This window comes from Thermomonospora umbrina, assembly GCF_003386555.1.
GTDB classification, from domain to species: domain Bacteria; phylum Actinomycetota; class Actinomycetes; order Streptosporangiales; family Streptosporangiaceae; genus Thermomonospora; species Thermomonospora umbrina.
Map to the genome: position 1 here is coordinate 2,879,254 of NZ_QTTT01000001.1, position 17,365 is coordinate 2,896,618.

A 17,365-nucleotide genomic window follows, 5' to 3' on the forward strand; every position below is an offset into this window, starting at 1 on the left:
GTTCAGGCCCGGATGTCCGGTCTCGCGAAGCGCAGGAGCCACGCGGCGATCGGCAGTGCCACGAGCAGCGACAGCGCCGCCGCGATGACCGCCGGGCCCGGCCCCCAGCACGTCCATGCCGCCCCCAGCAGCACCGAGGACACCAGCCGGGCCAGCGCCTGACCGGTCTGGAGGATGGCCAGGCCGCTCGTGCGCAGCGCCTCCGGCACGAGCGGGCCGGCCGCCGCCATCAGCACCCCGTCGGTCGCCGCGTAGAACGCCCCGTGCAGCGCCAGGACCCCGATGACCAGGGCGATTCCGGTGAGCGGCGACAGGAGGAGGGCGTACGCGGCCGGCAGCGCCAGGTGCCCGCCGAGGTACACCCGGCGGGCGCCGGCGCGGTCCGACAGGCGGCCGAACCCGTACGCGAGCAGGAGGAACGTGACGGCGGTGCCGACCGGCAGCAGGGGGAGCCATCGCGCCGCCAGGTCCAGCTCCCGTTGCAGCAGCAGATACAGGAATCCGTCACTGATGGTGACGAGGCCGAGGAGCCCGGACGCCGCGCACAGCGGCCCGAACCGCCGGTCGACGACCAGCCGGAGCGCCGCCCGCACCGATGCCGACGCGCGACGCTCCCGTGTGCGTGGTCGAACGGGCCGGTCGCGGACGAACAGCATGAGCAGCAGGAGACCGAGAACGCCCAGGCAGGCGCTGACGACGAAGACGGCGTCGTACGCCCCCGGCGCCGCCCACAGCACGGCGAACGCGGCGAACGGACCCGCCAGGGCGCCCGCCGTGTCCATCGCGCGATGCACCCCGAAGGCCGTGCCGAGGTCGCGAGGGTGGCTGCTCAGCGTGATGAGCGCATCGCGTGGGGCGGTGCGGATGCCCTTGCCCGTACGGTCGGCGGCCAGCACCGCGCCCAGCGCGTACGGGGAGGAACCCGCGCCGAGAAGCCCCAGCTTGCAGACGGCGGACAGGCCGTATCCGACGCCGGCGACCAGTTTGCGGCGCTCGAAGCGGTCGGCCAGTTGCCCGCCGAGCAGGCGCACCACCGCCGTGACCCCGGCGTAGCCGCCGTCGATCAGGCCGTACTGCAGCGGGCTCAGACCCAGCGTGAGGACCAGATAGAGCGGCAGGACGGCGGTGACCATCTCCGCCGACACGTCGGTGACCAGGCTGACCAGGCCGAGGGCCAGCACGTTGCCGCTGATCGCCCGGCGGAGGGGACGCGGCCCACGGCCCCCGCGGCGTGCGGAGTCCGTCGCCCGGCTCGAGGACAGGTACATCGGTGCGGCTCAACACCTCGGCCCGGGAAGCGACGCCATGGCACCCGAACGTAGGGCAGACCGGTTCACCGCGGAGCAGAGTTGGCCGAATCCGGCCACCGCGAGGCCGTAACCGGCCCGCCGGCCCCCGGGGACGCCCTTTGACGGCTACATTCTCTTTACCTTCCCTTTACCGATTCAGGCGGGTGGTGAGAGCCTCCACTCGTCCGAACGGAAAGGTGAACACGGGGGCCATGTGACATCCGCAGAAACGTTTCGCGCCGTGCGCCAAGCGGCTCGACACCATCGCCTACACCGACCCATCACCTGGACCGATCGTTATGTCCGACAGGCCGTCGCGGCCGATTTCTGCTGTGCGCTCGCGGCCAATTTCCTGGGCCTGCTGGCCCGCTTCGGAACGGGCGGCGTACCGGCCGGGCCGACCACCGCACTGGCGTTCGGCATTCCGGTCGGCTGGCTGGCCTGGTTGGCGTTGTCCGGAGGATATGACACCCGTTTCTTCGGCACCGGACCGGACGAGTACCGGCGCATCTTCAACGCCGGGGTGAGCCTCATCGCCGCGGTCGCCATCATCTCCTACGCGACCAAGGCGGAGATCGCCCGCGGCTATGTGGCGCTGACCCTCCCGCTGCTCGCCGTGCTGAACCTGATCGTCCGCCATCGGCTCCGCAGACGGCTGCACCGGCGCTGGGCGCTCGGCCGTTCCATGCGCCGCGTGGTGGTCGCCGGGCACGGTGATGCGGCCGCCGGGCTCATCCGCGAGCTGCGCCGTGCCGGGCACCACGGGCTGGAGGTCGTCGCCGCCACCCTGCCCGACGGTCACGGTCACCGCCTGCGGCACGAGGACGTCCCCGCCTACGAGGGGCTCGACCGCATCGCCGAGATCGTCCGGATGACGCAGGCCGACTCGGTGGCGGTGCTGTCCTGCCCGGAACTGGACGGCGTGGCGCTGCGCCGCCTCGCCTGGGACCTGGAACGCACCCAGACCGACCTGTTCGTCGCGCCCGCCGTGGTCGACATCGCCGGGCCGCGCACCACGATCCGTCCCATCGCCGGGCTGCCGCTACTGCACCTGGGCCATCCGGAGCTGTTCAGCGGACTCCGGCCGACCGCCAAGGCGATCTTCGACCGCGTGGTCGCGGCGCTGGCGCTGGTGCTGCTGACCCCGATCATGCTGCCCCTGGCGGCGCTGATCCGGTCGACCTCGTCGGGGCCCGCGCTGTTCGTCCAGGAACGGATCGGCCGCGACGGCGTCCCGTTCCGGATGTTCAAGTTCCGCACCATGGTGACCGGCGCCGAGCACCTGCACGACGAACTGGCCGACCTCGAGGACGCGGACGGCGTTCTGTTCAAGCTCAAGAACGACCCGCGCGTCACCCGGATCGGCGGCAGGCTGCGCCGCTGGTCCCTCGACGAGCTCCCGCAGCTCATCAACGTGGTCCGGGGCGACATGTCGCTGGTCGGCCCCCGTCCCCCGCTGCGCCGCGAGGTGGAGCGGTACGAGGCCGACGTGTTCCGGCGGCTGGTCGTCAAACCGGGGCTGACCGGGCTCTGGCAGGTCAGCGGACGTTCCGATCTGTCGTGGGAGGAGTCGGTGCGACTCGACCTGCACTACGCCGAGAACTGGTCGCTCGTCCTGGACATGCAGATCCTGTGGAGAACCGCCAACGCGGTCCTGCGCCGGTCCGGGGCCTACTGAGGGCCTACCACTCGCTGATCGTGCTCCCCGGGGGACCCGAGCCCGTCACGCTGCACTGGTAGAACGCCCAGAGACTGTGCTCGACACCCTGGGTGAGGCGCTTGTAGACCCTGTTGTGGGGGAAGCCCGTCGTGCCGAACCTGGTCAGGACGGCGGAGGACCGGTACGCGACGTCCCAGCCCCAGCGTCCACCGCCGTTGCGGACGATGAGCTCACCCAGATAGGCGCCCATGACCTGCGCGTTCGTCTGGAGCGTGGACTCCGTGGGGTGCTCGGAGACCAGGATGTCGCACAGCCCGTCCAGCAACTGCGCGTCCTCCTCGGTCCACCCGATGGCGAGCCCGAAGGCCTCGCCGACCTGGTCGACGAAGGTCCCCGCGAGCGTCCGTTGTTGGGCCGCGATCTCGGCGTCGCTGGGCCGGTGCGGCCCACCGCTCCGCCTCGTGCTGCGCCACATGTGAGGACCACCACCCGCTTCCGCGACGCCCGTCGCGCCGGCATTCCCCGGCCGACCCGACTCCAGCGGAGATCCTAGATGTCGATCCGGACATCCGGTGCCCACATCGAACGACCGAGGTCGTCAACCCGCGCTTTCCGTACCCGGCCGCCACCGACGGACCTCGCCGTTCTCGATGACCGTGATGGTCCGCGGACCGGGGAGATCGAGGTACGGGCACTCCGACGCGCCCTGCCTAAGGGTGAGCGAGTCGTCCCCCGGGGCGACCCAGTGGAGCCTGCCCGACTCCAGCCAGGGCCGAAGGTCGAAGTCCCAGTCGTCGGGCCACGGCGGGGTGTCGTCGAAGCCCCGGTAGCGGTTCTCGTCGTCGTAGATGGGGAAGCTCTGCGTCCCCCACAGATTCTCCAGGGGGCGGCCCTTGGGCATCGGGCCGAAGTAGGTGATGGGCCAGCCGACGTGGTCCCCCACGGCGATCTGGGAGATGACCGCGGTGACGCCGGGTGCCTCCAGCAGACGGGGCACCACGTAAGGGGCGCCGGGGCCGGGGTGGATCGGGAACAACGTGTCGGGCACCCTAGGGGCCAGGCGCATCGCCCCCGTCATGCACAGCCACGTGGCCGGAACGGGCGGCTGCCGTCGTGCGGGGCCGTCGTAGTCCCAGAACCAGCCGTCGAGGTCGACGGTGTCGATGGGCCAGACCACGGCCTCACCGGAGATCGGGGAACGCGCCACCGGCACGTCGGGCAGCAGCGCCCGATAGAGCTTGCGGAGCGCCCGCAGTCGTGTCCAGTGCTCCAGGGCGGCATGGACCTCGCCCGCCTCGTCCAGGCGCATCGCCTCGGACAGATGCGAGGTGCCCTCGTCCAGGATCCGCCGACGCTCGGCGAGCTGCTCCTCGGTCATTCCCGCTGCCATCACACGCTCCTGTAACGGACGTGGCCGTTCTCCACGTGGGCGAGGTCGCGGGGGCCTTCGAGGCCGACGAAAGGACAGTCGGCCGGGTCCCCGTACAGCGAGAAGGAGTGGTCACCGGGGGCCGCCCACAGGAGCTTCCCGGACTCCAACCAGGGGGCGAGGTCGAAGTCGTAATCGGCGGGCCACGGCTCGTTCTCCCCGTACCCGAGGTGCTCGCCCTCGTCGTCGTAGATGGGGAAGTCGCCCGCGCCCCACAGGTTCTCCAGCCGTCGGTCGCCCGGCAGGGGCCCGAAGTAGGTGACGGGCCAGCCGGTGTGGGGACCCACGTCGATCTGCGCGATCACCGCACGTACGTCGGGCTGCTCCAAGAGGCGCGGCACCACGAACGGGACGCCGGGCCCGGGACGGGCGGTGAACGGAGCGGACGCGACCGGGCCATCCAGCCGCATCGCCCCTGTCATGGCGAGCCACGTGGGAGGCAGGTCGCGGGGGGCGCGGCGGGCGGGGGCGTCGTGGTCCCAGAACCAGCCGTTGAGGTCGACCACGTCGATCGGCCACTCCACCATGCGGTGCGTCCTCGGGCAGCGCGCCACCCGGACACGGGGGAGCAACTCGATGTACCGCTTGCGGAGCCTGCTGCGCTCGGCGCGCGCGACGTGGGACGCCTGCATGTCGCCGGCGTCCTCCAGCCTGCGGGCCTCCGCCTTGAGCCGGTCGCCCTCGGCCAGCAGCGCCGGCCGCTCGACGGTGAAGCGCTTGAGGTCCTCGGGCAGGTCGGTACGGGCCAGCTCGCGCAGCGCGGCCAGGGACGGCGCGTTGCGGATCTCGGCGCCGGCGGGGACCGCTCCCGCCTCGGGAAGCTCCTCGGCCCCGATGGCCCGCCGCAGCGCCCGCAACGGCGACAGCCCCTCCGACTGCGCCGCCGCGAGGACGTCCAGCCAGGGAACGGACGTCTGCGAGGCCGCTGGCCCCGCCCATTCCCTCCGCACATATCCGGCGGCATCGTCGGTCGTCGCGGCCCAGAGGAAACCGAGCACCGTGTCGTCTTTGACCACGGGCACATAAAGGACCGGAGAATCGGTTTTACGAGGATATCCGGGCGGCCGACGAATGACGGGGGCGGGCGACGGGTGCCGCCTTTCCCGCTCGGCTTTGAGGGCCAGCTCGCGCTGATATTCGGCGGCCTTGGTGCCGCCGCTCCCCGGGTTGGCCAGCTCTTCCAGATCCGCGAAGTCGGGCACCTCTGCGAGGTCGCCCAACCGCCCGTGCTCGGCGTGGACGGGCTCGTCCGCCAGGAGGCGCAGCGCCTCCTGCGGGTCGAGTCGCCGCTGATGGGCCTGGGTGAGCCGGTCGTTCCAGCCGAGGTGGGCCCGCAGGCTCAGCGCCCTGTCGGCCGACCGCCGCCGCAGCGCGCCGGCGGCGTGGGCCGAGGCCCACAGATAGCCGACGACCTCATCGCCGACGATGATCGGACGATACCGAACGGCGCCGACCGGCCAGCGATTATAGCCCTGCACGCTGCTCATGATTCCATGCTATCTGACGACTCCGAAGGGACGACCCGCGCCCGTACCTCCATCTTGCCGTTCGGCAGGACCCGCACTTCGGAAATCTCATAGGTCAGCGGTCGGGCGAGAATCAATTCGCGTTGATCCGGATAGAAACTGTTCTCGCCCACCCAGAGCGCCGGTGTCCCGGCCGGGACCTCCAGACGCATCCGCACCTCGGGCGGCAGCCCGTCGATGTGCGCGAACCGGGCACCGAGCGAACTGGACGTGAAGCCCTCCTCCGTCCATCGAACGCCTTCGAGCGCCTCCGGATCGTCGGGGTCGAACTCGGGGATGAACGACAGATCCTGCAGGGCCCGTAGCACCTCCACCGTCTCCGGCAGCGGCCGGGCCAACGCGTCGTCGACCATCGCGATCCGCGCGTGGACGTCCTCCGGGGTCGGCCAGGAGCCGAACACCATCATGATGGTGCCGCGCATCCCGGCCTCGTTCCGCAGGATGCCGTCGAGCTCGTGCGCCGGATCGTCGGCGTCGAACACCCGCTCCAGCAGGTCCCGCTGGTCGGGGGTCAGATCGGGGCGGTCGATGGCCGCGTAGAGGTCCTCGAGCGTCGGAACCCGCCCCGGGGTCACCTCGAACAGGCCCCAGCCCCGGTATCCGTCGTCCCGCCAGGACGCGATCAGGTCGTCCAACGCCGAGGGATCCGTCAACCGCAGCGTGTCGTTGAACGGCCCCGAGTTCTGGGTGTAGTCGCGCACCGCCTGCTGCTGCTCGGGGGGCAGGGCGCGGAACACGTCCCCGAGCACCTCGTCGCCATACCGGGCACCGAGCCCATCCCGCTCGAACCTCCGGACACCATCCTCGCCCACCTCACCCGGGAACTCCCCACGCGGCCCGGCCCGATCCCCGCTCTCCCCCTCCGGCGTCTCCCCGCTCCGGGTCTCCCCGCCGGGGATCTGCCCACCCGGGGACTCTCCGCCCGGGGGCTCTCCGCTCGGGGACTCTCCGCTCTGGGTCTGCCCGCCCGGGGTCTGCCCACCCGGGGACTCTTCGCTCGGGGTCTCCCCGCTCTGAGTCTCTCCGCTCGGGGCCTGCCCGCTCTGGGTCTCGCTGTTCTGGATCTGACCGCTCCGGGTGTCCCCGCCCGGGGTCTCTCCGCGCGGGGTCTGCCCGCCCGGGGTCTGCCCGTTCGACGCGGAGTCCCCATCCGAAGGCGAGTCACCGTCCGTAGACTCCCCGTCCGACGTGGCGTCGTCCGCCGGCGGCGAGTCGCCGCGTGCGGCGGCGTCGGTGGGCGGCGTCGTGGTGTCCCCGACGTCGCCGATGTGCCCGTCCCGCCCCGCCGGCGTGACCTCGCCGCCGGGGTGGTGGGCGTTCCAGGCCCCGTCCGGCGGCCAGGTCGGCGTCGGACGCCCGTCCGGCCCCGGCTGCGACGTCGCGGCGAACACCCGGCCCTGCGAATCGGACCACGCCTGGGTGGTGGGCGCCACGACCGGCACCCCCAGCCGCTCGGCCAGGCGCGCCGCGAAGTCCCCCTGCCCGACGTCGCAGGACAAAAGCATGACCGGCGTCCGCCCGTCCCACCCCGGATCGTTGCGAACGAGCGCCGCCACCTCGTCGACCCCGAGCCGCCGCTCCCCGACCCGAATCCCATCGACGTCCCCATGCGCGTCCAGCACATAGCGCCCCGGCTCCGCCGGCACCGCCCGCGCCAGGTCCCGCATCCCCGCCTCGTCGGCCCCGTACAACGCCCGCCCGGCAGGCGTCTCCACGCTCGCCTGCCACACCTCCCGCAACCCATCGGGCAACCCCTGGGAACGTTCACCAGCGCCCTCCTCGCCCCCGCCGTCCGAGCCCTCCGGCCCACCTCGTTCACCAGCAGCCGGTCCGCCCTCACCCGAGGACGGCGACACCAAAGGCCCACCCCCCGACGCGACCGCCTGCCCGCCGGCGGGAGGCGACAGAGTCGGCGAGCCCGGGACCACCGGCACGCCCCCCTCCACCCGCGACGCGGGCGGCCGACCACCGTACGAAGCAGCCGAAGGCGCGGGCCGCCCGGCGGAAGGGCCGAACTCACCACCGGACGAAGGCGGCTGACCACCGGACGAGCCCAATTGACCGCCCGGCGGAACGGGCCGGCCACCAGAGGAAGCGGGTTGGCCATCGGACGTGCCACCCGCCGAAGCAGGCTGACCAACGTTCGGAGAAGGCCGGCTACCCGACGGAGCAGGTTGGCCACGGGACGGAGCGGGTTGACTAGCCGACGGATGGAGTTGGCCACCGGCCGGGGTTGGCTGACCGGCCGGGGTTAGCTGGCCAGCGGGGGTGGGCTGGCCACCCGGCGAGGTGGGCCAGTCACCAGACGGAACGGGCCGGCCACCGGAGGGAGCGGCTGAGCCACCCGTCGAAGCGGGCTGAGCCGCGTTCGGAACGGGTTGGCCGCCGGACGGAGCGGGTTGGCCAGCGTTCGGAACGGGTGGGCCACTCGACGGAGCGGGTTGGGCACTGGACGGTGCGGGGTGGCCCGGCGACGGAGGGAGTTGGCCGGCGGCCGGGGTTGGCTGGCCGGCGGTGGGGGTGGGCTCGCCGTTGGCGGGGGTCGGTTGGGGGTTGGCGGGGGGTGGGGTGCCGGAGGGTGGGGGTGTGCCAGGGGTGGGCCCGGTGAGGCGGGTGTCCGTGGGGGTGGACGGTGTGGGTGCGTCGTTGGTGCCCGCGTCGAGGGGCTCGGCCCACACCAGGCGCGGGGGTCGGCCGGGGGCGAAGCGGACGAGGGGTTCGCCGTTGGGGCCCTCTTGGTGGGCGCGGACGATGGGCTCGTAGATCTCGGTCCGGGCATGGCTGCCGGCGGGAGGGTCCCAGTACATGTGCGGGCCGTGCTGGACGCCCATGTCGCGGTCCCGCATGTCGCTGATGACCTGGTGCTCCTCCTCAGGGCTCAGCCGGGACCCGTCGGGGTGGCGGATGTCGAAGATGTCGTGGTCGCCGGTGATGGGGCGCCACTCGCCGTTCCGGTCCACGCCCTGCACCAGGGCATCGTCGGTGACGCGGAACCTGCCCTCTTGGTCGCCGTACCCGATCTGGTCGTTCAGGTAGGCCCACTCCGTCATCCGCTTGCGGTAGCGCTGTTCGAGCTCGGACCACTGGCTGTCGGTCAGGTCGACCTCGTGGCGCTGCGGCATCGTCGGCTCGAACAGCGCGACGAGGCCCTGGGCGTCCCGGGGCAGCCGGTCGCACAGGAGCAGGTCGTACTCGTTGACGGTCTTGGCCTTGATGTCCTGCGGCTTGGGGATCGCCCCCTCGTTCAGCCAGCGCACCGAGTCGGGATTGGTGGGCCTGACATCGATGAGCAGGTTCTCGTGCTCGGCGACCCCCTGGAAGCGCTCCTGGTTCCGTTCCGGGATGCCGTACTGCGACTCGATCCGGCTACTGGTCAGCGGGCTGTCGAAGTCGTGCCCACCGCCCTCCGTCGGCGATGTCGGGGCCGTTGGGGCGCCGCCTGTCTGCCGAGGCACGTCACCCTGCCGTTCGGACGCGGGCTCGGTGCCCTCGGCCGGACCCGTACTAGGGACGCGTCCCGTCGAACCCGACGACGCCATGTCGGACGGCGACGTCGCCAGCGAGGTCGAACCAGGCGGAGGCGTCGGCTGCCCATGCGGCTGCGATCCGGCGGATGCCGGAGACGTCACCTGCGGCGAGGTCCCCGCAGGAGGGTGCCCCTCGGCGGACGCACCGGGAGCAGGCCCTCCGGGAGGCGTCGGCTGCGGGCCAGGACCTGGGCGCACTCCACCGGCACCCTCGTCACCATCGTCCTCGTCCTTAGCCTGCGTCTCCGCTGGAGGCTCGTTCGGTGACGACGTCTCAGCGGACGGAACGGGACGCGGCTGCGAAGGCTGCCCGCCATCGCCCTCGACCGGCGCCCCACGCTCATCCGTTCGGACGCCACTCTGGGGCGGCAGCGCAGAGTCGCCGACGTCGCGCGTCGTTCCCCTAGGCGGCTGGTTCCCCACCGGGGGCTCGCCCCCAGCCTGCGTCTCGGAGGACGGAACGGGACCTGCTTGGGAAGGCCGTTCGGCGTCGCCCCCGATCGGCGCTTCACGGCCATGCGTTCGGGTGCCGCCCTGGGGAGGCGGCGCGGATTCGCCGGCGTCACGCGTCCCGCTCCTAGGCGGCTGGTTCCCCGCCGGGGGCTCGCTCCCAGCCGGCGTCTCGGAGGACGGAACGGGGCCCGGCTGGGAAGGCCGCCCGGCGTCACCCCCGATCGGCGCTCCACGTTCGTCCGTTCGGGTGCCGCCCTGGGACGGGGCTGTGGAGTCGCCGAGGTCACGCGTTGCGGTCGCAGGCGGTTGGGTCCCCGCCGGGGGCTCGCTCCCGGCCGGCGTCTCGGAGGACGGAACGGGACCTGCTTGGGAAGGCCGTTCGGCGTCGCCCCCGATCGGCGCTTTACGTTCGTCCGTTCGGGTGCCGTCTTGGGGTGGCGGCGTGGAGTCGCCGGCGTCGCGCGGTGCGCCCGTGGGGGGTTGGGGCCCTGCTTGAGGGTTGGTCGGAGACGGCGTCTCGGAGGACGGAACGGGGCGCGGCTGGGGAGCCTGCCCGGCATTGTGCTCGGTCGGCGGAGAGGTTGCTCCGGGCTCGTCCGTTCGGGTGCCGGTTTGGGGCGGGGCTGTGGAATCGCCGTGGGGGGCTACCGCCGGGGGGGTATTTCGGGGTGGTTCGGTGGGGTCCGGTGGTGGGGGGCTGGGTGAGCCGGGGCGGGGATGGTCGCGGCTCGGCGAGTTGGGGTTGGGGTCCTGGGTGGCCCACGGCGGGGCGTTGGGGTCGGGGACCGGGGTGGCGCCCCAGACGAGGCGGGGCGGCTCGCCGGGGGCGAAGCGGACGAGGGGTTCGCCGTTGGGGCCCTCTTGATGGCCGGCGATGATGGGCAGGTAGATTTCTTGGTGGTCGTGCGGATTGTCGGGGGTCCAGTACATCATTGCGCCATGTTCGACGCCCATGTGCTGGGTGCGTCGCATATCGTCGATCAGTTCCTGGTATTCCGCGTCGCTCAATCGGGAACCGTCGGGGCGGCGGATGTCCCAGAGGTCGTTGTCGCCGGCGACCGTTCGCCATTCGCCGTCGCGGAAGCCCTCGACCATGCCGCGTTCATCGATCCGGAATGAGCCATCGGCCTCGAGGTCGGCCATCTTCTGCTCGTACTTTCCGAACTCGATGAGGCGCTGGCGGTAACGCTTCTCGAGTGCGGCGAAGTCGCCCTCGGAGAGGTTCGCCCGGTGCGGTTCGGGGTCGGCCGGCATGAACATCGCGACCGCGCCGAGGTCGGCGTCGGTCAGGTCGGGGTTCAGGTAGAGGTCCCATTTGCCGACCGTTTTTGCCTTGATCTCGGGCGGTTTCGGAATCGCGCCCTCGTGCAGATGACGTACCGAATCCGCATTGGTCGGACGGACGTCGATGACGAGGTTCTCGCCGTCGGCGAAGGCCTGGAAATGCACCTGGGCGCGTTCGAGCATGCCGTACTTGCGCTCGATGTCGGCAGGCTGGAGCGGATTGTCGAAATCATGCTCGGGCTCGCCGGAATCGTCCTCGTCGCCGTCCCGGTCCGTGGTGGATTCCTCGCGGGGCGGGTCGTCGTCCGGTGGCGGGGGGCCTTCCGCGTCGCGGGCCAAGGGGGCCTCAGGGGCGTCGCCGGACGTACGGTCGGGGCCGGTGAAGCCGTTCTCGCCCGCCGGGGTGACGTCGCCGTTGGGGTGGTGGGTGTTCCACGCGCCGTCCGGGGGCCACGTCGGGGTGCGACCGCCGCCCGGTTCCTGCTGCGCGGAGCTGGCGAAGACCCGGCCGTTCTGGTCCGTCCAGGCCAGACCGGTGGGGGCCTCGACGGGCACCCCGAGGCGTTGGGCCAACTGGCGCGCGTAGTCTCCCCCGGTGTCGCAGGCGATGAGCCGCACTGGACGCCCGCCCCAGTTCGGGTCGTTGCGGATCAGCGCGGCCGCGTCGTCCACCGACAGGGTCCGGTCGCCGAGCCGCAAGCCGTCCGGGCCGCCGTGCATGTCGAGCGTGAACCGGTCCGGGTCGGCCGGGACTCGACTCGCCAGATCCCGTAGGCCCGGCTGGTCGCTCCCGAAGTACGCCCTGCCCGCCGGCGTCTCGGTGCCCGCTCGCCACACGTCGTGCAGATGTGGGGGCAACCCGGGCGGCGGGGTGGAGGCCGCCGCGTCTTGAGTCTGTCCGGGTTGATTCGGCCCCGATTCCGTTGGCTGGCCTGCCGGGGCGTCTTGGCTGGGCGAAGCCCCCTGACCGGGCGTCGAGCCCTGGGTGGAGGGGGTGCCGTGGGTGGGCGGCGTACCTTCACCGGGGGACGTGCTCTGGAGCGGTGACGTGCCGGGCGCGGGCGGCGCACCCTGGCTGGACGGTACGCCGTGACCGGGTGATGTGCCGGGCGTGAACGGCCTGTCCCCGGTGGGCGCGGTGCCCTGGGCCGGTGAGGCCCCCCGTGTGGAGGGTGTGCCCTGGGACGGTGACGTGCCTTGGGTCTGTGGGGTGCCCGGCGTGATCTGGCTGCCTTGGGAAGGTGTCGCGCCCTGAGTGGGCGAGGTGGCCGGCGCAGCCTGGCTGGAGGAGGTACCGGGCGTGGGGGAGGTCCCCGGTGTGGAGGGCGTGCCCTGCGTCTGTGGGTTGCCGGGCGTGGGCGCCGTGGCTTGGGTGGGTGACGTGCCCTGGCTGGACGACGTGCCCGGCGTAGTAGAGGTCCCCGGAGTGGAGGGCGTGCCCTCGGTCGGTGAGGTGCCTGGCGTGAACGAGGTGCTCTGGGAAGGTGTCACGCCCGGAGCGGGTGTGGTGCCTGGCGTTGGTGACGTGGCCTGGCTTGAGGAGGTGCCCGGCGCGGGCGATGTTCCCGGCGTGGAGGGGGCGCCTTGGGCCGGTTGGTTTCCCGAAACGGGTGACGCGCCCGATGTGGGCGCCTGACTGGACGAGGTGCCCGGTGTGGAGGGCGTGCCCTGACCTGATTGGGAGCCTGGCGCGGGTGATGTGGTTTGGGGTGGTGGCGTGGCCTGGCCGGAGGAGGTGCCCGGCGCGGGCGAGGTCCCCGGCGTGGAGGGAGCGCCCTGGGTCGGTTGGGTGCCCGAAGCGGGTGACGTGCCCGACGTGGGCGCCTGACTGGACGAGGTGCCCGATGTGGAGGGCGTGCCCTGACCTGGTTGGGGGCCTGGCGCGGGCGACGTGTCTGGCGTTGGCGTTGGCGGTGTGGCCTGGCTGGAGGAGGTGCCCGGCGGGGTGGGAGCGCCTTGGGTCGGTTGGGCGCTCTGTGTCGGGGAGGTGGTCTGGGTTGGTGGGGTTGTCTGGGTGGGTGGGGTTGTCTGGGTGGGTGGGGTGTTGGGGTCGCGGGGGGTGGAGGACGGGTCGGGGGATGGTGCGGGGGTGGCCTGTGGGGGGGCGTTGAGGTCGAACTGGCGGTGGATGTAGCCGCCGTACGCGGGTTGGGCGCCGTCGCCTTCGGGCTGGTCGACTTGGGCGCGGACGTAGTGGTATTCGACCTGCTTCGGGTTCGCGCGGAAGGCGTCGTCCAGTTCGGCCGCGAGGGCCCTGTCTTCGGGGCGACGCTGCATTTCGTTGATGATGCTCTGGAAGTACTCCGGGCGGCCCTGCTGGAAGCGGACGTCGCCCGCGTCCGACTTTCGGCTGCCCAGGACCGCCGTGGGGGCCTTGGCCTCGACGACGACGTACGTGGAGCGGCCGGTCTCCGGGTCGGTCACTCGGTAGACCTGGTCGAACTCGCCGGCGCCGCTGGTCTTCTTACCGTCCGCAGAGTCCTGGGGGCGTGGCAGGAGTTGTTCGACGTCGTGGTTCGGCCACCGTTCGCGCACCATGTCCTGGAACGCCTGGCGCGCGGCGGCCTCTCCGAGCTCTTCCCCCCGGGTGGTCTGCTCGGCTATGGCGAGTCGTCGCTCTTCACGGTTGGCGGGCGACTTGTTGGCCTCGTAGGCGTTGACGGCCTCTCTCACCCGCTGGATGGCGTCGGCCCGGGACTGCACAAGAGAGCGAAGGTTGTCGACCTGCTGCTGCGAGGGGGACAGCTCCGACCGTGGGAGGCCGAGATAGTCCGCCCGGACGATGGGGAGGTCACCGCCCTCGACCCATGCCCCACGGCCGTCGTCGCCACCGGTGTCGTCCCAGACCAGCTTGGGCGGCTCGGTCCCTCCCTCGTCCACCGGGTTCTTGACGGACATGCCACCGTCCCGCGGAGGCTCGTTCCGCCGGTAGTGGTGACTGGGGATGTCCGCCATCGCGGCACGTTGACGCGCCTGGAGCGGAGTGTCGGTCCGCCCGTAGTAGGTGCCCGGAACGGGGGAGTCCGCGGGCGGCCCGGCCGGCTCCTGCGTCGAACGCGGCTCCGCCCCCTCCGGTGGCGGCGGGTCCCCGCGCCCAGGCGGCACCGGCGTCGTACCCGCATCGTCCCGCGTTCGCGTCCCCGTAGAGGAGTCCCCGCCTCGCGCCACGGCACCCACCGGGGGTGCGCCCGCGTCCCCACGCTGCGGACCTCCCCCGGGGGTCTGCTCACCTGTACGAGGACCCGCGTCGCGCGGACGTGGCACGCCCTCGCCCGTACGAGGAGCGGCGTCACTGGAACGCGGGGGCGTCTCGCCACCGCGTGGTGCGTCACCCGACCGGGAGGCACCCTCGCCTGGACGCGAGGCCGGATCGCCGGGACGTTGTGGCCCGTCCGCACGTGGAGTCGGGTCGCCGGGCCTTTGCGGGGAGTCCGCACGAGGCGTCGCGTCGCCCGGCCTTCGCGGGGCCTCCGTACGAGAAGTCGGGTCGCCCGATCTCTGCGGAGTGTCGGTGCGAGGAGTCGGGTCGCCGGGCCTCTGCGGGGAGTCCGCACGAGGCGTCGCGTCGCCCGGCCTTCGCGGGGCCTCCGTACGAGAAGTCGGGTCGCCCGATCTCTGCGGGGCGTCGGTGCGAGGAGTCGGGGCGCTCGGGCTTTGCGGGGGGTCCGTGCGAGGGGTCGGGGGGGTGGGGCTTTGGGGGGCGTTCGTTTGGGGAGTTGGGGTGTCGGGTCTTTGTGGCCCGTCCGGGCGAGGGGATGGGGCGTTCGTGCGCGGTGGTGCGTCGTTGGGGCGAGGCGTGCCTGAGGTGCGGGAATTCGGGTCGGGGTTGCGGGGGGATGAGTCGCCGGGGGTGGTGACGGGCGGGCGCGGGGTTGGGGCGTCCGAGGGGGTTCGGGGGGTGGGTGGCATGGGGCCGCCCATGGGGGTGCCTGCCATGGGGGCGCCGCCTTGTGGGGGGGTCGCCGCCGGTGGGGGTGGGGTGGGTGATGGTGCTGCGGTGCCGCCTTCGGCGCGGTTGATGCCGGCGTCGGCGAGGCTCGTTCCGTCGCGGCGGCCTCCGGGGCCTGGGGAGACGGGTGCGCCGGACTGTCCGTCACCCGTGGGCTGGCCGGACCCGGGCGGGGTGTTGGTGGTGGGGGTTGCGGGGGCGTCGGAGGTGGGGTTGCTCGTACGGGGGGCGCCGCCGTCTCCTCCTGGAGTGGTGGGCGGGGGCGTCGGCGTGGGGGTACGGTCCGGGGCTCCGGTCGGGTCGCCGCCTTGTGGGACGCCGCCCGTGGGCACCGCCCCGGGTGTCGGGGCGGGGCCGGAAGGTGTCGGGGAGCCTGGCTGGTTGAGTTCGGGATTCAGTAGACTGGCGCGGTTGTAGGACGGGTCGGGCGATGAGGTCGTCGAGCCTCCGCCGGAGTCGCCACCGGACGTCTGGGTGGGGCCGCCACCGGGCGGGGAGCCGCCGCTCGGGTCTCCACCGCCGACCGGCCCGCCGCCTGTTCCGTTCGAGGGTGAGCCTCCGCCGGACGTCGATGGCCCGCCACCGGAGTCACCGCCGCCGTACGTCCCGCCGGATGGCGAGCCGCCACCGGGAGTGCCGCCGGTGCCGGAACCACCCGAGGGAGAGCCGCCACCGGACGTCGATGTCCCGCCGCCGGAGTCGCCACCGGATGGGGAGCCACCGGATGGAGTGCCACCGGATGGCGAGCCGCCCGACGGGGAGCCGCCCGACGGGGAGCCGCCACCGGAGTCACCGCCTGATGGGGAACCGCCCGAGGGAGCACCGCCCCCGGACGGGGAACCGCCTGGGGAGCCGCCGCCGGGAGAGCCGCCAGCGGGAGAGCCGCCGCCGGAGTCGCCGCCGGCGGGGGAACCGCCCGAAGGGGCACCGCCCCCGGACGGCGAGCCACCTGGGGAGCCGCCGGGAGAGCCGGAGCCTCCGGTGTTCGAGCCTCCGGTGCCGGTGTGGCCGCCGCCCGGGGTCCCGGAGCCGCTGCCCGAGGAGCCGTCTCCGCCGGAGCCCGAGCCCGGACCAGAGCCGCCATTGCCGGACCCGCCGGACTGGGAGCCGTTCGACCCGCCGCCGTTCGAACCCCCGCCGTCGCCGAAATCCGGGCCGCCACCCCCCGGGTCGCCGGAGGGCATTCCCCCCTCGCCCGGCCCCCCGGGAATGTTCGGAGCCTGGACATTGAGCCCGTCACGGCCGCCCCCCACCGCGCCGCCGAAAGCGCCCGAGGTGGCCCCCTTGGCCAGCTCGTCCATCGTGACGCCCTCGCCCGACAGCGCAGCGCTCGCCAAGGTGCCGCCCACCCCGGCCAGCCCCTCCGCGCCCGCCCCCCGGACCGCGCCGCGCGCCAGGTTGCCGAGGTTGCTGCCGTCGGCGACATCGCCCAGGCCCGGGATCTTGCCCGCGCCATGGCTCAGGCCCCCGGACAGGGCGCCGCCGATCGCGCCGTCCAGGCCGGCCTGCAGGGTCTTCTTGGTGTCGACGCCGTCCCGGTTTCCTTGGGCGATCTGCAGGCCCTGGATGGCGAGGTCGAGGCCGACACCCTCGAGGATCCCCATCAGGGCCCCGCGCAGGACCGCCCGCCCCAACTGGCTGCCGACCCGGCTCATCATCGCCTGGATCAACCGCTGGAAGATGGTGCGCGAGGCGACCTGCGCGCCGACCTGCACCGCGGGGATCGCCGCCGTCGAGGCCCCGAACGTCGCGAACGCCGCCTGGATCAGCAGGATGATCTCGATCGCCGTGATGATCAGCAGGGCGATGAACATGTACTTGGCGTACTCGATCTCCAGGGCGCCGCTGTCCAGCGCCTTGCCCATCGCCTGGCACGCCTCTTCGAGCTTGACGAGCACCTGGGGATCGGTCGCGACGAACCTCTGCCAGTACGCGTCGAACGCGTCCGCCGCGTCGCCCTCGACGACGCCGAGCACCTGGGTCGCCGCCGCCTGGAGGTCTCCGGTCAGCTCGCCGATCTCAGAGGAGGCGTCGTACCACGCCTGGGCGGCACGCCGCATCGCGGTCTCGTCGCCCTCGGGCCAGTCGGAGCCGACGATCCACGAGAGCCACTTGACCTCGTCGGGAATCTCCAGGCCCACCGGTCACCGCGCCTTCGGGACCTGGGGCGACGGCGGCACGCCGGGCCTCGGCCGCCGCTCCGCTCGCACAAGGTCCCCCAGTCAGTCAAGTGATCGCGATGATCCGC

10 protein-coding genes and 1 pseudogene are annotated in these 17,365 nt (G+C 72.7%); 4 read left to right on the forward strand and 7 right to left on the reverse strand.

What is annotated here, in order from left to right; all coding sequences use genetic code 11:
- Positions 1–2: 2 nt before the first annotated feature.
- Positions 3–1,268 (reverse strand): MFS transporter, encoded by a 1,266-nt coding sequence (locus tag DFJ69_RS12785; protein ID WP_116022686.1) that lies wholly within the window; start codon positions 1,266–1,268, stop codon positions 3–5.
- Positions 1,269–1,530: 262 nt separating this feature from the next.
- Here DFJ69_RS12785 and DFJ69_RS12790 point away from each other — a divergent pair, with 262 nt between their 5' ends.
- Positions 1,531–2,967 (forward strand): sugar transferase, encoded by a 1,437-nt coding sequence (locus DFJ69_RS12790; protein ID WP_245974301.1) that lies wholly within the window; start codon positions 1,531–1,533, stop codon positions 2,965–2,967.
- Positions 2,968–2,971: 4 nt separating this feature from the next.
- On the opposite strand, the gene DFJ69_RS12795 is transcribed toward DFJ69_RS12790, so the two are convergent.
- The 5 genes from DFJ69_RS12795 to DFJ69_RS35490 all read right to left on the reverse strand — a co-directional run bounded on the left by DFJ69_RS12795 (position 2,972) and on the right by DFJ69_RS35490 (position 9,652).
- Positions 2,972–3,424, reverse strand: coding sequence for a hypothetical protein (locus DFJ69_RS12795; RefSeq protein ID WP_116022688.1), 453 nt, complete (start codon positions 3,422–3,424; stop codon positions 2,972–2,974).
- A 123-nt stretch (positions 3,425–3,547) separates the two neighbouring features.
- Positions 3,548–4,339 (reverse strand): hypothetical protein, encoded by a 792-nt coding sequence (locus DFJ69_RS12800; RefSeq protein ID WP_147312286.1) that lies wholly within the window; start codon positions 4,337–4,339, stop codon positions 3,548–3,550.
- Positions 4,339–5,865, reverse strand: coding sequence for a hypothetical protein (locus DFJ69_RS12805; RefSeq protein ID WP_116022690.1), 1,527 nt, complete (start codon positions 5,863–5,865; stop codon positions 4,339–4,341). The genes DFJ69_RS12800 and DFJ69_RS12805 overlap by 1 nt, the downstream gene beginning before the upstream one ends.
- A complete protein-coding gene (locus tag DFJ69_RS12810; protein WP_116022691.1) occupies positions 5,862–9,359 on the reverse strand; it encodes an ADP-ribosyltransferase in 3,498 nt (1,165 codons plus the stop codon). Before DFJ69_RS12810 ends, DFJ69_RS12805 begins: the two co-directional genes overlap by 4 nt.
- A 170-nt stretch (positions 9,360–9,529) precedes the next feature.
- The gene (locus tag DFJ69_RS35490; RefSeq protein WP_281275843.1) at positions 9,530–9,652 is read right to left on the reverse strand and encodes a hypothetical protein; all 123 of its coding nucleotides are present in this window, start codon (positions 9,650–9,652) and stop codon (positions 9,530–9,532) included.
- 1,171 nt (positions 9,653–10,823) lie between these two features.
- On the opposite strand from DFJ69_RS35490, the gene DFJ69_RS33750 reads away from it, so the two are divergent.
- The 3 genes from DFJ69_RS33750 (at position 10,824) to DFJ69_RS34265 (ending at position 12,804) form a co-directional block, all read left to right on the forward strand.
- Positions 10,824–11,003: a hypothetical protein gene (locus tag DFJ69_RS33750; RefSeq protein ID WP_147312287.1), complete on the forward strand. Its 180-nt coding sequence runs from the start codon at positions 10,824–10,826 to the stop codon at positions 11,001–11,003.
- Positions 11,004–11,114: 111 nt separating this feature from the next.
- Positions 11,115–11,942, forward strand: a complete 828-nt coding sequence (locus tag DFJ69_RS12820) for a hypothetical protein (protein WP_116022693.1) — start codon at positions 11,115–11,117, stop codon at positions 11,940–11,942.
- Positions 11,943–12,630: 688 nt separating this feature from the next.
- Complete coding sequence (locus tag DFJ69_RS34265) at positions 12,631–12,804, forward strand: hypothetical protein (RefSeq protein WP_170177633.1); 174 nt, start codon at positions 12,631–12,633, stop codon at positions 12,802–12,804.
- Between the two features lie 4,070 nt (positions 12,805–16,874).
- Here DFJ69_RS34265 and DFJ69_RS36600 read toward each other — a convergent pair.
- Positions 16,875–17,258, reverse strand: a pseudogene (locus DFJ69_RS36600) (WXG100 family type VII secretion target); the annotation flags it as partial.
- Positions 17,259–17,365: the final 107 nt, after the last annotated feature.

Coding starts and splice junctions, on each gene's coding strand:
- DFJ69_RS12785 (WP_116022686.1), bottom strand. CDS start 1,268: ATGTACCTGTCCTCGAGCCGGGCGACGGACTCCGCACGCCGCGGGGGC.
- DFJ69_RS12795 (WP_116022688.1), bottom strand. CDS start 3,424: ATGTGGCGCAGCACGAGGCGGAGCGGTGGGCCGCACCGGCCCAGCGAC.
- DFJ69_RS12800 (WP_147312286.1), bottom strand. CDS start 4,339: ATGGCAGCGGGAATGACCGAGGAGCAGCTCGCCGAGCGTCGGCGGATC.
- DFJ69_RS12805 (WP_116022690.1), bottom strand. CDS start 5,865: ATGAGCAGCGTGCAGGGCTATAATCGCTGGCCGGTCGGCGCCGTTCGG.
- DFJ69_RS35490 (WP_281275843.1), bottom strand. CDS start 9,652: ATGGTGACGAGGGTGCCGGTGGAGTGCGCCCAGGTCCTGGCCCGCAGC.
- DFJ69_RS33750 (WP_147312287.1), top strand. CDS start 10,824: ATGTTCGACGCCCATGTGCTGGGTGCGTCGCATATCGTCGATCAGTTC.